Source organism: Balneatrix alpica DSM 16621, from assembly GCF_000619885.1.
GTDB classification, from domain to species: domain Bacteria; phylum Pseudomonadota; class Gammaproteobacteria; order Pseudomonadales; family Balneatricaceae; genus Balneatrix; species Balneatrix alpica.
In genome coordinates this window covers 367,527-380,468 of record NZ_KK211040.1, presented here as the reverse complement: position 1 = coordinate 380,468, position 12,942 = coordinate 367,527, and the positions used below count along the sequence as shown (strand labels likewise).

Sequence of the window (12,942 nt, the reverse complement as noted above, 5' to 3'; positions counted from 1 at the left end):
CCCGGGGGCGTAGCGGGGGAGGAGAGGGCGTAGTCGTCCTCCTCCCTGAATAGTCCTACTTTTTTCCTGCTAAGGATGATGCTGCTTCTTTAGAGATTCCCGACCATGACAGTACCTGGGCAATGCCCAAGCCGGTGCTCCATGTGACCTTAACTCAGTAGGAATCTCTGAAGATGGCAGATAACAACAACAAAGCGTTTAACCCCACTCTCCCTTTGTTAACCGCCTTGGCTGCGGCCATGCTGGCTGGGCCTGTCGCCGCGGTTGAGTTTCATGGCTATGCCCGTTCGGGTATTGGTGCCACCAGTGGCGGTGGTGATCAGGCCTGCTTTAAAGCGAAAAATGCCGGGGCCAGTTACCGTTTGGGTAATGAGTGTGAGACCTATGCCGAGGTGGCCTTGTCCCAGGATCTCTACAACGAGATGGACAAAACCTTCCGTGTTAACACCATGATTGCTTACAAGTCCCGCCAGGAGAACGATTGGGAAGCCGCCAAGGATGCCAAGCATCCCTATGAGAATGGCGTGGCTTCTATTCGCCAATTCAATATCGAAGCGAAAAATGTGATCGACTCCATGCCTGGGGCGACCCTGTGGGCGGGTAAGCGCTACTACAAGCGCCACGATGTACATATCAACGATTACTACTACTGGGACGTGTCTGGCCCCGGTGCAGGTATTGAAGATATCAGCCTGGGTGAGGGCAAGCTGTCCCTGGCCTGGGTGCGCAACACCGATGGTGACTGGGTTTACAGTGGTGCCGGCACAGGTACCAACGTGGCGAATGACACCTTCGATATTCGCTATGGCGATCTTAAAGTGGGCGAGCATGGCTCCCTCGAGTTTGGCCTGGACTATGGCAAGGCCAACCTGAGCAAGACACAAAAAGCAGACCCCGGTTACAAGGATCAGGAAGGGGTGTTGCTGACTGTTGAGCATACCCAGGGCAATTGGTTTGGCGGCTATAACAAGTTAGCGCTGCAATACGCCACTGATGGCATGATTGGCACGGGTCATAATGGTAGTGCCGCCGCCAATGGCTCCATGGTGCGTCTGGTGGAGCAAGGGGTGGTCAACCTCAGTGACAAAGTCGAGATGATGTATGTCGGTATCTATGAGGATAAAGACCTCGATGCAGGCAATGGCCAAACCTGGTACTCCGTTGGCGTGCGTCCGGTGTACAAGTGGTCTGACAATATGAGTACCGCGCTGGAGCTGGGTTATGACCGGGTGAAGCCGCAGGGTGCGGGTGATACCTATGACCTGACCAAGTTGACCCTGGCCCAACAGTGGTCGGCGGGTAGCAGCTTCTGGGCACGTCCGGTGATCCGAGCCTTTGCCACCTATGCCAATTGGGATGGTGCAAAGTACAACGCCGCCAGCGAGTCAGTACTCAATGGTAAAGACTCTGGCCTGACCTTTGGTGTGCAAATGGAAGCTTGGTGGTAAGGATGCTTGTCGGCCTCCCGTCGCGGGAGGCCATCTGAGTAGTGATTGACCTCGTTTTATTTTCCCATTACCCCCGCCTCAACTCGGGGGTTTTTTTAGCAGCCTGTGGCAAGACTGATCACCCAGCCTGGTCTTGCCACAGGGTGTTTGCCGGGAGGCGCTATGTTTAAACTCTTTTCCCTGGCTATGTTAGCCATCACCTTAACGGGTTGTGTCGGCGTGGCGAATCAAGCGGTTGCCCCTGCCTCAGCTGCACAACCGGCCCCAGCGGCTGCTTGCTGCACTGAGTTATCGTCTTTGCCATATCATGCCCTGGAAATTAACCGCAGTTTGGATTGGTCATTAGATAGCCAGGCGCCACGGTTTAACTTCGCCGAGGGCAGCAGCTATGTGGCGGCCTTTAAGTTGCCTGAGCGCAGTCATAGTTTTGTGGTGAAGTTACATTCTCTGGCGGGTAAGACGGTATTGTCACCGACGGTGATGTTGCTTGATGCCAACTTTCAGCAAACCCGCTTGTTGACCGAGCAGGACTTTATTTATGTGCCGGCCCAGGGCTTTAAGGGGGATAGCCTGGATACCCAGTTCCGTATCGATCGTAGCCTTGGACCGGATCCCCGCAATGAGAGTTATATGCTGATCTATACCACCCCAGCGCAGTTGCAGGGGGCGACGACACTGGTGCATCCCGCCAAGGCGTTTGCCAAGGCCCACGGGGTGGAGCCGCCGAATATTGCCGACCCCATTGCGCCCCATGCTGCCACAGGCTTGTTGCAAATCAGCTTGCAGGAGGAACGCGGGGGTGGCAGTGCCATCCGTGATTACTTACCGGCTTGGATTGCCCCCAAGACGGAGTCTTTAGCCCAGGGGCAGTATCAGCCAGGGCGCCAGCCAGCCCAGCCAATGGGGCAGGCTCTTACGCCTACCCCTGCTGCGTTAGCCCAGACCGAAGCCTATTTTGAACAGGCGGTTGGCCAGGCGTTAGCCGCAGGCAATATGGAGTTGGCTTTACAATTGGTGGAGGAAGCGCAGCGGGTGGGAGCGAAGCGGGCGCGTCAGTATTTCCTGCAGCGGGTGGCGGTGCAGCCCCAGTAGGGCTGCAACCGGCCTGCGGCTTAATCCCGCTGCAATAGCGCCAACTTGTCTGGCTGGCCATTGTAGTGGTCAGCTTCAGGCAAGGACGCTTTCATTTCACGAATATTGGGCCAACGTTCCGCCAGTTCAGCATTGAGGGCGACAAAGTGCTGTTGCTCTGCAGGTAGGTCGTCTTCAGCGAAGATGGCCTCGGCTGGGCACTCGGGTTCACAGAGACCACAGTCAATACATTCATCCGGGTGAATCACCAGGAAATTGGGCCCTTCATAGAAGCAGTCCACCGGGCAGACATCGACACAGTCGGTGTATTTGCACTGAATACAGTTTTCCGTCACGACATAGGTCATTTTTCCCCCTCCTATTTTGCCGCTGAGGCCAGTGCCTGTAACTCATATAGCTTAGCCAGCGCTTGGCGAGGCGTCAGGTTATCGGGATCAAGCTGCTGTAGCGCTTCAATAGCGGGGTGAGGCAGTACGGCAAACATATCCCCCTGCCAGGGTTGACTGGTGGCAGTGGTGGAGGCCGCGGCTGTCGTGCTGCTGGCGGACGATGGCGGTGTAGCTTGGCTAAGGCTGCTGTGTTGCTCCAGCTGCGCCAGCTTGTGGCGTGCTTCCGCAATGACTTTGGTGGGCACACCGGCCAGCTTGGCCACCTGAATACCGTAACTCTGACTGGCAGGGCCTTCCTGTACCTCATGCAGGAAGATGATGTTGTCCTGATGCTCGGTGGCACTGAGGTGCACATTGGCTACGTGGTTGAACTGCTCAGGCAGGGCGGTCAGTTCAAAGTAGTGGGTAGCAAACAGGGTATAGGCGCCTTGCTCGGCTAACCAGCTGGCGGCGGCCCAGGCCAGGGATAAACCATCAAAAGTGCTGGTGCCCCGGCCTACTTCATCCATTAATACCAGGCTTTGCCGGCTGGCGTTATGCAGAATATTGGCGGTTTCGGTCATCTCCACCATGAAGGTGGAGCGTCCACCCGCCAGGTCATCGGAGGATCCCATGCGGGTAAAAATACGATCGACCAAGCCAATTCTGGCCTCACGGGCGGGGACAAAGCTGCCAATATGGGCGAGCAGCACAATCAGTGCCGTTTGCCGCATGTAGGTGGACTTACCCCCCATGTTGGGCCCGGTAATAATCAGCATGCGACGGTCCGTGTCTAAACGCAGACTGTTTTCGACAAAGGGATGGGCGCTGACCTGCTCCACCACCGGATGGCGTCCGCCTGCAATATAGAGCTCGTCACTGTCGTTGAGCTCAGGGCAGTGGTAGTTCAGGCTGTCGGCACGCTCGGCCAGGTTGGTCAGGGCGTCCAGCTCCGCCAGTGCCATGGCGGAGTCCTGCAGGGGGCCAAGGTGTTCGGCCAGAATGTCGAGCAGGGCCTCATAGAGCTCTTTCTCCCGTGCTAAGGCTTTACTGCGGGCACTCAGGGCTTTGTCTTCAAACTCTTTCAGTTCAGGGGTGATGTAACGCTCGGCATTTTTCAGGGTTTGCCGGCGGATATAGTCAGCGGGGACTTGGCTGGCCTGGGCACGGCCGAGCTCAATGTAATAGCCATGGACGCGGTTGTAACCCACTTTGAGGGTGCTGATGCCGGTACGCTCACGTTCCCGTAACTCCAGTTGCACCAGGTAATCACCGGCATGTTCACTTAGCCCGCGCAGCTCATCCAACTCGGTATCGTAGCCCTCGGCAATCACGCCGCCGTCACGGATAACCACCGGTGGATTGGTGCAGATAGCGCGCTGGAGCAGTTGCTGCAGCGTAGGAAAGCTGGCAATGGCACTAGCTAGCTGCTGTAACAGTGGTGAGTCCAGCTCGCTTAGGCTTTGTTGCAACAGCGGGAGCTGGGCCAGGGATAGGCCGAGCTTTTCCAGATCTCGTGGACGGGCAGAGCGTAAGGCGACCCGGGCGAGGATGCGCTCTACATCGCCAATAGGCTCAAGCAGTTGTTGAATATGGCTGGTACTGCAGGTGTCGAGCAGCAGCTGGATACTCTGCTGGCGTTGGCGCAGACGGCTCAGATCACGCAGGGGACGTTGCAGCCAACGGCGTAACAAGCGGCTGCCCATGGGGGTCATACACTGATCAATCACGCTGGCCAGGGTATGCTCGTGACCGCCGTTGAGGTTGCGCTCCAGCTCCAGGTTGCGCCGCGTGGCGGCATCTAAAATCACCGCTTCACTACGGTTTTCTACCTGCAGGCCACGAATATGGGGCAGTGCAGTACGCTGGGTATCCTTGGCGTATTGCAACAGGCAGCCTGCCGCACAAAGAGCCAGGCTTAAGTGGGCGCAGCCAAAACCTTCCAGGCTACGGGTGCCGAACTGGCTGTTAAGCAGGCGGGTAGCGGTATCTAATTCGAAATGCCAGGGGGGCAGGCGGCGTAAGCCCTGGCGTTTGAGTAACCAGTCGGGCCAGCTATGCTCATCGCCGATCAATACCTCGGCCGGTTGCAGGCGCTCCAGCTCACTTTGCAGGGCTTCTTCCGTATTCACTTCCAACAGGCTAAAGCGGCCACTGCTGATATCCAGCAGGGCGAGGCCAAACTGCTGTTGCTGACGATTGAGGGCAACCACCAGATTATCGCGGCGATCCTCCAGGAAGGCTTCATCACTGAGGGTGCCAGGGGTGACAATACGCGCCACCTGGCGTTCGACCGGACCCTTGCTGGTGGCGGGATCGCCCACCTGCTCACAGATCACCACCGACTCGCCCATGCGTACCAGGCGGGCGACATAGCCCTCCGCAGCGTGATAGGGAATACCCGCCATGGGAATAGGCTCCCCGGCGGATTGGCCACGCGCGGTCAGAGTGATATCAAGCAAGCGGGCGGCGCGTTTAGCGTCATCGTAGAACAACTCATAAAAATCCCCCATGCGATAAAACAGCAGTTCGCGGGGGTGCTGGGCCTTAATGCGTAAATACTGTTGCATCATCGGCGTATGCTGGGCCAGAGATTGTGCTTGCACGGCGGTGGCGGCGTCCTGTTGTCTCACGTTGATAACCAGGGTTAGGCTGTTGGATTCGAAAGCGGATTGTACTGGGTTAAGCCGTTGGTGAAAAAGGCCAGTAGAAGGAGAAGTCATTATGTCAGCGCGACACACCCTATTAACACAACTGGCGCAGCAGCTGAGTGCCAGGCGGTGGCGCCTGGCCACGGCGGAGTCTTGTACCGGTGGTGGCATCGGTGCGGCAGTGACGGCACTGGCAGGCAGTTCGGCCTGGTTTGAGGGCGGGGTGATCAGCTATTCCAATCACCTTAAACAGCAGTTATTGGGGGTGCCTGCTGCTTTGCTGGAACAGGTGGGAGCGGTGAGCCAGCCTGTGGTGGAGGCGATGGCATATGGTGTGCTGGAACGTCTGGGGGTAGAGGTTGCCGTGGCGGTGAGTGGTATCGCGGGGCCGGATGGGGGCAGTGCGGAGAAACCAGTGGGAACTGTCTGGTTAGCCTGGGCTGGCCCCTGGGGCGTACAGAGTGAAGTGTTTTGCTTCCGTGGTGATCGACAGCAGGTGCGTGAGCAGGCGATTGATCAGGCATTGCAGCAGTTACTGCAATTAGTGCAACAGGATCTGCGCTTGTGACTTGCGCTTTCAAAAAAGTATGAAATAATACTGGTCAGTTATACAGTTATTTGCACAGGTGAAGGCAATGGATGACAACAGACAGCGAGCATTGACCGCGGCGTTAAGTCAGATTGAGCGCCAGTTTGGTAAAGGCGCCATCATGCGCATGGGCGATCAGCCCCGTGAGGCTATTCCGGCAGTCTCTACCGGTTCTTTAGGGTTGGATGTGGCCTTGGGGATTGGCGGCCTGCCCTATGGTCGTATCGTTGAAATCTATGGCCCTGAAAGCTCCGGTAAAACCACCCTGACTCTGTCGGTGGTGGCGCAGGCGCAGCGGCAGGGTAAAACCTGTGCATTTATTGATGCTGAACATGCACTGGACCCTATCTATGCAGAAAAGCTCGGGGTGAATGTGGATGATCTGCTGGTGTCGCAGCCGGATACCGGTGAGCAGGCGCTGGAAATTGCCGACATGCTGGTTCGTTCCAATGCGGTCGACGTCATCATTATCGACTCCGTTGCAGCGCTGGTTCCCAAGGCGGAAATTGAAGGCGAAATGGGGGATACCCACGTCGGCTTGCAGGCCCGTTTGATGTCACAGGCACTGCGGAAAATTACCGGTAATATCAAAAATGCCAACTGCCTGGTGGTGTTCATCAACCAGATCCGGATGAAGATTGGGGTGATGTTCGGTAACCCGGAGACCACCACTGGTGGTAATGCCCTGAAGTTCTATGCTTCTGTGCGTCTGGATATTCGTCGTACTGGTTCCATCAAACAGGGTGACGAGGTGGTGGGTAATGAAACCCGAGTGAAGGTGGTGAAGAACAAAGTGTCTCCGCCCTTCCGTCAGGCTGACTTCCAGATTCTGTACGGTAAAGGAATTTACCGGATGGGTGAGGTGGTAGACCTGGGTGTGCAGCTGGGCTTGATCGATAAATCCGGTGCCTGGTATGCCTACAAAGGAGACAAAATCGGCCAGGGTAAGGCGAATGCCTGTAAATACCTGGAAGATAATCCTGAACTGGCGCAGGAGCTGGAAGCTCAGATTCGTGTGCAGTTGCTGAATGTGCCCGCTAAAGAGGGAGACATGGAAGCAACTACGGAACCTGACTTCGCTTAAGCGAACGTTCAAAAAGGCAGCCCAGGCTGCCTTTTTAGCTTATGGGGATGGGTATGAACGAGCATGGCAACCAGCAAAGCGAACAGGAGCTGTACCGCTATCTGCTAGAGCATGGCGTCAGCTTGCTGGGGCGACGCGATTACGGCGAAACTGAACTGGCGCGGCGGCTGGCACAAGCACTGCTCAAACGTCTGCGTCCTTCTCGTTCCGCCAAATCACGGTCTGCCTCTCAGCGGGAGCCGTGGTCAGAGGCATCAGCGCTGCAGGAGGAGCAAGACTCACTGTTATACGCCGAGCAGGTGCCGCCAGAGTTATCCGAGCAAAGTCAACAACAGCTGATTGCCCAGGTTGTGGCGCGCTTGCAGGAGCTTGGCTATCTGGATGACCAACGTGCAGCTCGGGCTAATGTGCGCCAGGCGGTGGCGCGTGGGCAGGGGCCCTTGCGTATCAAGGCTGCATTACAGCAAAAAGCGCTGCCGTTAGAGGAGTTGCAAGGGGAGGAAGCACCGGCAGATTGGTTAGCCCAGGCCCGTGCTGTGCGTGAGCGCCGCTTTGGTAAAGCCTTGCCTACGGAGGCGAAAGAAAAGGCTAAGCAGCTGCGTTTCCTGCTCTATCGTGGTTTTAATATGCAGCAGGCATTGAGCGCCTTGCAGCAGTCGGAATGGGATGAGTGGGACGATTAATCCGGCTTCAGCCCCTTGTCTAGCAGTCCTTAGGGCGATATGCCTCGGGGGCTGGTACAGGATTGACTCTAAGGGGGGCTCCAATGGATTGATAAGAGATGGTTGGGCAGATTGCTGGCGTTGTCAGCCGAGTGAAAGGTGCACAAATCTTATCATCACCCCTAAGCCTGGGACGTAAGCGGAGCCAATAAGCGCAGTTGCATGATCGCAGCATAGGCGCTCTTCTGGGCAAAACGCCGCTCAATAGCCGACAAAAGTCGAAAGCGCCAGCAAAATTACCTTCTAGTGTTTTATTCCCGCCCGGCAACGATATACTAGCCCGTTATTGCATGTTTTCCGGTGTGTTCTCCCTGCCTCGGCAGTAGTGGAGCCTGAGGCATCGGAGCAGAGTAAATCGCCGTTTTCCAATTTAGGCAGGAATATGAAGAGCGCAGAAATACGCCAGGCTTTCCTCGACTATTTCAAAAGCCAAGGGCATGAAGTGGTCGCCAGCAGTCCTTTGATTCCCGGCAATGATCCCACTCTGCTGTTTACCAACGCAGGGATGGTGCAGTTTAAGGATGTGTTCCTGGGTACGGATCCACGTTCCTATCGCCGTGCAACGACATCTCAACGCTGCGTGCGTGCCGGCGGCAAGCATAACGACCTGGAAAACGTAGGTTACACCGCCCGTCACCATACGTTCTTCGAAATGCTGGGTAACTTTAGCTTTGGTGACTACTTCAAGCAGGATGCGATTCGTTTTGCTTGGGAATTTTTGACCTCTGCCCAGTGGATGAATATCCCCAAAGAAAAACTATGGGTCACGGTCTATGCCAGTGACGATGAAGCCTACGCCATTTGGCGTGACGAGGTAGGGGTGCCGGCGGATCGTATTATCCGTATAGGTGACAATAAAGGCGCACCCTATGCCTCTGACAACTTCTGGGCGATGGGGGATACCGGTCCTTGCGGTCCCTGCACCGAAATCTTCTATGACCATGGCGAGGATGTATTTGGTGGCCCGCCCGGTAGCCCTGATGAAGACGGTGATCGTTATATCGAAATCTGGAATGTGGTGTTCATGCAGTACAACCGCACTGCCGATGGCCAGATGCATCCGCTGCCACGTCCCTCCGTTGATACCGGTATGGGCTTGGAGCGTATTTCTGCGGTGATGCAGGGTGTGCATTCTAACTATGAGATCGACCTGTTCCAGAACCTGCTGCGTGCGGTGGCGGAGGTAACGGCTGCCGAAGATCCCAGCAATCATTCCCTGAAGGTGATTGCAGATCACATTCGTTCCTGTGCGTTTTTGATTACCGACGGTGTGCTGCCCTCCAATGAAGGACGCGGTTATGTGCTGCGTCGCATCATGCGTCGTGCCATTCGTCATGGGCACCGTTTGGGCGCCACAAGCAGTTTCTTCCATAAGCTGGTAGCACCGCTGGTGGCGGAAATGGGTGAGGCTTACCCTGAGTTAGCCAAGGCGCAGGCGCAGGTTGAGCGTGTGATCCTCAAAGAAGAGGAGCAGTTCGCCAAAACCCTCGATCAAGGTATGCGCATTTTGGAGCAGGCCATTGCCGAGCTGCAGAGCAAGGTGATTGCCGGTGATACGGTGTTCAAACTGTACGACACCTACGGTTTCCCGGTTGATCTTACGGCGGATATTGCGCGTGAGCGTGGCCTGGAGTTGGATATGCCAGGCTTTGAGCAGGCGATGGAGGCCCAGCGCGAGCGTGCCCGTGCTGCCAGTCAGTTTGGTGTGGATTACAGCCAAACTCTGCAAGTTGAAGGCCAGACCGAGTTTTGTGGCTATGAGCATCTGCAGGATGCTGGCAAAGTCATGGCGTTATTGTGCGATGGGAACAAAGTTGAGCAACTGTCGGCGGGCATGGAAGCGGTTGTCGTACTGGATAAAACCGCGTTTTATGCCGAGTCAGGTGGTCAGGTTGGCGACAGTGGTGTGCTCAGCTGGGCTGGTGGCCGCTTTGCTGTCCGTGATACCACCAAAGAGGGCAAGGTGTTCTTACACCATGGCCGGATGCTAGAGGGCGAACTGCAGCTTGACCAGGTGGTGCAGACAGAAGTGGATCAGGCTCGTCGCCAAGCTATTGTGTTGAATCACTCTGCAACACACCTGATGCACGAAGCCTTGCGCCGGATTTTGGGCGAGCATGTGCAGCAGAAAGGTTCTTTAGTGGCTCCTGATCGTCTGCGTTTTGACTTCAGTCACTTTGAAGCGGTTAGCGCGGAGCAGTTGCAGCAAGTTGAAGCCATGGTGAACGAGCAAATCCGTGCCAACCAGGATGTGCAAGTGCAATTAATGCAGCTGGAAGAAGCAAAAGCTGCTGGGGCGATGGCACTCTTCGGTGAAAAGTATGAAGACGAAGTGCGGGTGATTCGCATGGGTGAAGGCTCTGGCGCTTTCTCTACCGAGCTGTGTGGTGGGACTCATGTCCGTCGCACGGGGGATATTGGTCTGTTCAGAATCATTTCCGAGTCTGGGGTGGCAGCGGGTGTTCGTCGTATTGAGGCGGTGACCGGTAGCGAAGCGCTACGTTATGTCGATCAAAGCGAGCAGGCCTTACGTCAGTTGGCCTCCGCGTTGAAGGCAAACCGTGAATCCGTACTGAGCAAAGCAGAAGCCTTGCTTGAGCGTAACCGCTTGCTGGAGCGTGAGCTGGAACAGCTCAAGCTGAAGCTGGCCAGCTCTGCTGGTAATGATCTGGCAGCTCAGGCCGCTGAGATCAATGGTGTTAAGGTACTGGTAACCAAGGTGGAAGGGGTAGAGCCCAAGGCCCTGCGTGATCTGCTGGATCAGTTAAAGAATAAGCTTGGCAGTGCCGTGGTACTGCTGGCGACCGAATCGGATGGCAAAGTAAGCCTGGTAGCTGGGGTTACTAAAGAGGTGACAGCCAAAGTGAAGGCTGGTGATCTGGTTCGTGAAGTGGCTGAGCGTTTGGGCGGTAAGGGCGGTGGCCGCCCTGACATGGCCCAAGGTGGTGGCACCGATGTGGCTGCACTGCCGGCGGCGCTGGCCCAGGCCCAGGATTGGCTGCAAGCCCACCTCTGATAACAATCTGTGAAGACAGGGCCAGCTTGCTGGCCCTTGCTGCGAGAGGAATAACAGAAAAAATGGCATTGTACGTGCAAAAGTACGGTGGCACCTCTGTGGGCTCGGTTGAGCGCATTGAGGCCGTTGCCGAGAAGGTGAAGAAGTTTCGCGAAGCCGGGCATGACATTGTGGTCGTGGTGTCCGCGATGTCGGGTGAAACGAACCGTCTGATTGAGCTGGCGAAAGCGATTCAGCCACAACCGAGCGCCCGTGAATTGGATGTGATTATGTCCACCGGCGAGCAGGTGACCATTGGCTTGTTAGCCATGGCACTGCAAAAGCGTGGTGTGCCGGCGAAATCCTACACTGGCGCTCAGGTCGCCATTCGTACCGATAGTGCTTACGGTAAGGCGCGCATCCAGCATATTGATGATCAGAAGATGCGGGCTGACCTGGATGCAGGTTATGTCATTGTGGTGGCAGGCTTCCAAGGGGTGGATGATAGCGGCAGCATTACGACGCTTGGGCGTGGTGGCTCCGATACTACCGGCGTGGCCCTGGCGGCAGCGCTGAAGGCGGATGAGTGTCAGATCTACACCGATGTGGATGGGGTATACACCACCGATCCGCGTGTGGTGGATAGTGCCCGTCGTCTTGATCGTATTACCTTCGAAGAAATGCTGGAGATGGCGAGCCTAGGCTCCAAGGTGTTGCAGATCCGTTCTGTGGAATTCGCCGGCAAATACAATGTTCCCCTGCGTGTGCTGTCCAGCTTTGTCGATGGCCCTGGCACCCTGATTACCTTAGAGGATGAAGAGACTGTGGAAAAGCCCATTATTTCTGGTATCGCTTTTAACCGTGACGAGGCCAAGCTGACCATTCTGGGCGTGCCTGATGTACCTGGCGTGGCGTACAAGATTTTAGGCCCTGTCAGTGATGCCAATATTGAAGTGGATATGATCGTGCAGAACGTCGCGGCGGATCAGACCACCGATTTTACTTTCACGGTACACCGTAATGACTTTGAAAAAGCCCAGGCGATTTTGCAGCGTACCTGCAATGAGCTGGGAGCTCGTGAAGTGAATGGCAATAACAAGATTGCTAAGCTGTCAATCGTTGGTGTGGGAATGCGCTCCCACGCCGGTGTGGCAAGCAAGATGTTTGCTGCCCTGGCTAAGGAAAGCATTAACATCCAGATGATTTCTACCTCCGAGATCAAGGTGTCGGTTGTCATCGCTGAAAAGTACTTGGAATTGGCGGTGCGTGCGCTGCATTCTGCCTTTGAGTTGGATAAAGCTGACACTGTCGCAGAGTAAGCTTTTTGTATAGGTGCAGTCTCTGGCTGCACCTGCTCTGTTCACTTCTTATTGCACATTCGCATCTCGCGTGCGCCTGGTTACAGTGCGTAACCACAGCCACACAAAAATGTGGATTTTTCCCCTTCACAGGCATTAAGACGCCTGCAACAATGCGAAGCCCGCTAGCAGGCTTGAAGTTGCCAGGATCGGCAGCTAAGTCTACTGGAAGCGGGAGCTGGAGCTGTGCCGCTAGGCAATGAGGAAACCAAGGATTTAAGGAGAACGGAGATGCTGATTCTTACCCGTCGTGTAGGTGAAACCCTAATGGTCGGTGATGACGTCACTGTGACCGTATTAGGTGTAAAAGGTAATCAGGTACGTATTGGCGTCAATGCGCCTAAAGACGTGTCAGTGCACCGCGAAGAAATCTATCAGCGCATTCAAAAAGAGAAGCAGGAACAACATCCTAATCAGGATTAAAATTTTCCTTTTCTTTTTGAAATCAATGCGCTAATATCCGCCGCGTTGTTTGGAGAGTTGGCCGAGAGGCTGAAGGCGCACCCCTGCTAAGGGTGTATAGGGGAAACTCTATCGAGGGTTCGAATCCCTCACTCTCCGCCATTAGCGCCCGTAGCTCAGCTGGATAGAGTACCTGGCTACGAACCAGGCGGTCAGAGGTTCGAATCCTCTCG

At 55.6% G+C, this 12,942-nt stretch carries 10 protein-coding genes and 1 tRNA gene; 9 read left to right on the top strand and 2 right to left on the bottom strand.

The features are described 5' to 3' along the window. Positions 1 to 173: 173 nt before the first annotated feature. Both Q334_RS0114570 and Q334_RS0114565 read left to right on the top strand, forming a co-directional pair. Positions 174 to 1,448 (top strand): maltoporin, encoded by a 1,275-nt coding sequence (locus tag Q334_RS0114570; protein ID WP_035461657.1) that lies wholly within the window; start codon positions 174 to 176, stop codon positions 1,446 to 1,448. A gap of 162 nt (positions 1,449 to 1,610) precedes the next feature. Further along, positions 1,611 to 2,540, top strand: coding sequence for a MalM family protein (locus Q334_RS0114565; protein WP_027313857.1), 930 nt, complete (start codon positions 1,611 to 1,613; stop codon positions 2,538 to 2,540). A gap of 20 nt (positions 2,541 to 2,560) precedes the next feature. Here Q334_RS0114565 and fdxA read toward each other — a convergent pair whose 3' ends face one another. Together fdxA and mutS are read right to left on the bottom strand one after the other, a co-directional pair. Continuing rightward, entirely contained in the window at positions 2,561 to 2,887 is a 327-nt protein-coding gene (gene fdxA, locus Q334_RS0114560) for a ferredoxin FdxA (RefSeq protein ID WP_027313856.1), read from the bottom strand. An 11-nt stretch (positions 2,888 to 2,898) separates the two neighbouring features. After that, positions 2,899 to 5,481: a DNA mismatch repair protein MutS gene (mutS, locus tag Q334_RS0114555; protein ID WP_051527831.1), complete on the bottom strand. Its 2,583-nt coding sequence runs from the start codon at positions 5,479 to 5,481 to the stop codon at positions 2,899 to 2,901. A 151-nt stretch (positions 5,482 to 5,632) separates the two neighbouring features. Here mutS and Q334_RS0114550 point away from each other — a divergent pair, with 151 nt between their 5' ends. From Q334_RS0114550 to Q334_RS0114520, 7 genes are all read left to right on the top strand, one after another. Then, positions 5,633 to 6,127, top strand: a complete 495-nt coding sequence (locus Q334_RS0114550; protein ID WP_027313854.1) for a CinA family protein — start codon at positions 5,633 to 5,635, stop codon at positions 6,125 to 6,127. Between the two features lie 67 nt (positions 6,128 to 6,194). After that, positions 6,195 to 7,232, top strand: coding sequence for a recombinase RecA (recA, locus tag Q334_RS0114545; protein WP_027313853.1), 1,038 nt, complete (start codon positions 6,195 to 6,197; stop codon positions 7,230 to 7,232). A gap of 53 nt (positions 7,233 to 7,285) precedes the next feature. Continuing rightward, complete coding sequence (locus Q334_RS20125; RefSeq protein ID WP_051527830.1) at positions 7,286 to 7,915, top strand: regulatory protein RecX; 630 nt, start codon at positions 7,286 to 7,288, stop codon at positions 7,913 to 7,915. Positions 7,916 to 8,336: 421 nt separating this feature from the next. Next, on the top strand, positions 8,337 to 10,970 hold the full coding sequence (alaS, locus tag Q334_RS0114535; RefSeq protein ID WP_027313852.1) for an alanine--tRNA ligase: 2,634 nt from the start codon (positions 8,337 to 8,339) through the stop codon (positions 10,968 to 10,970). Between the two features lie 62 nt (positions 10,971 to 11,032). After that, entirely contained in the window at positions 11,033 to 12,268 is a 1,236-nt protein-coding gene (locus Q334_RS0114530) for an aspartate kinase (RefSeq protein WP_027313851.1), read from the top strand. A 270-nt stretch (positions 12,269 to 12,538) separates the two neighbouring features. Next, positions 12,539 to 12,730 carry a carbon storage regulator CsrA gene (gene csrA, locus Q334_RS0114525; protein ID WP_027313850.1) on the top strand — a complete coding sequence of 64 codons (192 nt, stop codon included), beginning with the start codon at positions 12,539 to 12,541 and terminating at the stop codon, positions 12,728 to 12,730. A 51-nt stretch (positions 12,731 to 12,781) separates the two neighbouring features. After that, positions 12,782 to 12,871 (top strand) — tRNA-Ser (locus tag Q334_RS0114520). Positions 12,872 to 12,942 lie beyond the last annotated feature (71 nt).

What these genes read in the sequence shown, in the direction of transcription:
- Q334_RS0114570 (WP_035461657.1), top strand. Translation starts at nt 174, where the DNA reads ATGGCAGATAACAACAACAAAGCGTTTAACCCCACTCTCCCTTTGTTA.
- Q334_RS0114565 (WP_027313857.1), top strand. Translation starts at nt 1,611, where the DNA reads ATGTTTAAACTCTTTTCCCTGGCTATGTTAGCCATCACCTTAACGGGT.
- fdxA (WP_027313856.1), bottom strand. Translation starts at nt 2,887, where the DNA reads ATGACCTATGTCGTGACGGAAAACTGTATTCAGTGCAAATACACCGAC.
- mutS (WP_051527831.1), bottom strand. Translation starts at nt 5,481, where the DNA reads ATGATGCAACAGTATTTACGCATTAAGGCCCAGCACCCCCGCGAACTG.
- Q334_RS0114550 (WP_027313854.1), top strand. Translation starts at nt 5,633, where the DNA reads ATGTCAGCGCGACACACCCTATTAACACAACTGGCGCAGCAGCTGAGT.
- recA (WP_027313853.1), top strand. Translation starts at nt 6,195, where the DNA reads ATGGATGACAACAGACAGCGAGCATTGACCGCGGCGTTAAGTCAGATT.
- Q334_RS20125 (WP_051527830.1), top strand. Translation starts at nt 7,286, where the DNA reads ATGAACGAGCATGGCAACCAGCAAAGCGAACAGGAGCTGTACCGCTAT.
- alaS (WP_027313852.1), top strand. Translation starts at nt 8,337, where the DNA reads ATGAAGAGCGCAGAAATACGCCAGGCTTTCCTCGACTATTTCAAAAGC.
- Q334_RS0114530 (WP_027313851.1), top strand. Translation starts at nt 11,033, where the DNA reads ATGGCATTGTACGTGCAAAAGTACGGTGGCACCTCTGTGGGCTCGGTT.
- csrA (WP_027313850.1), top strand. Translation starts at nt 12,539, where the DNA reads ATGCTGATTCTTACCCGTCGTGTAGGTGAAACCCTAATGGTCGGTGAT.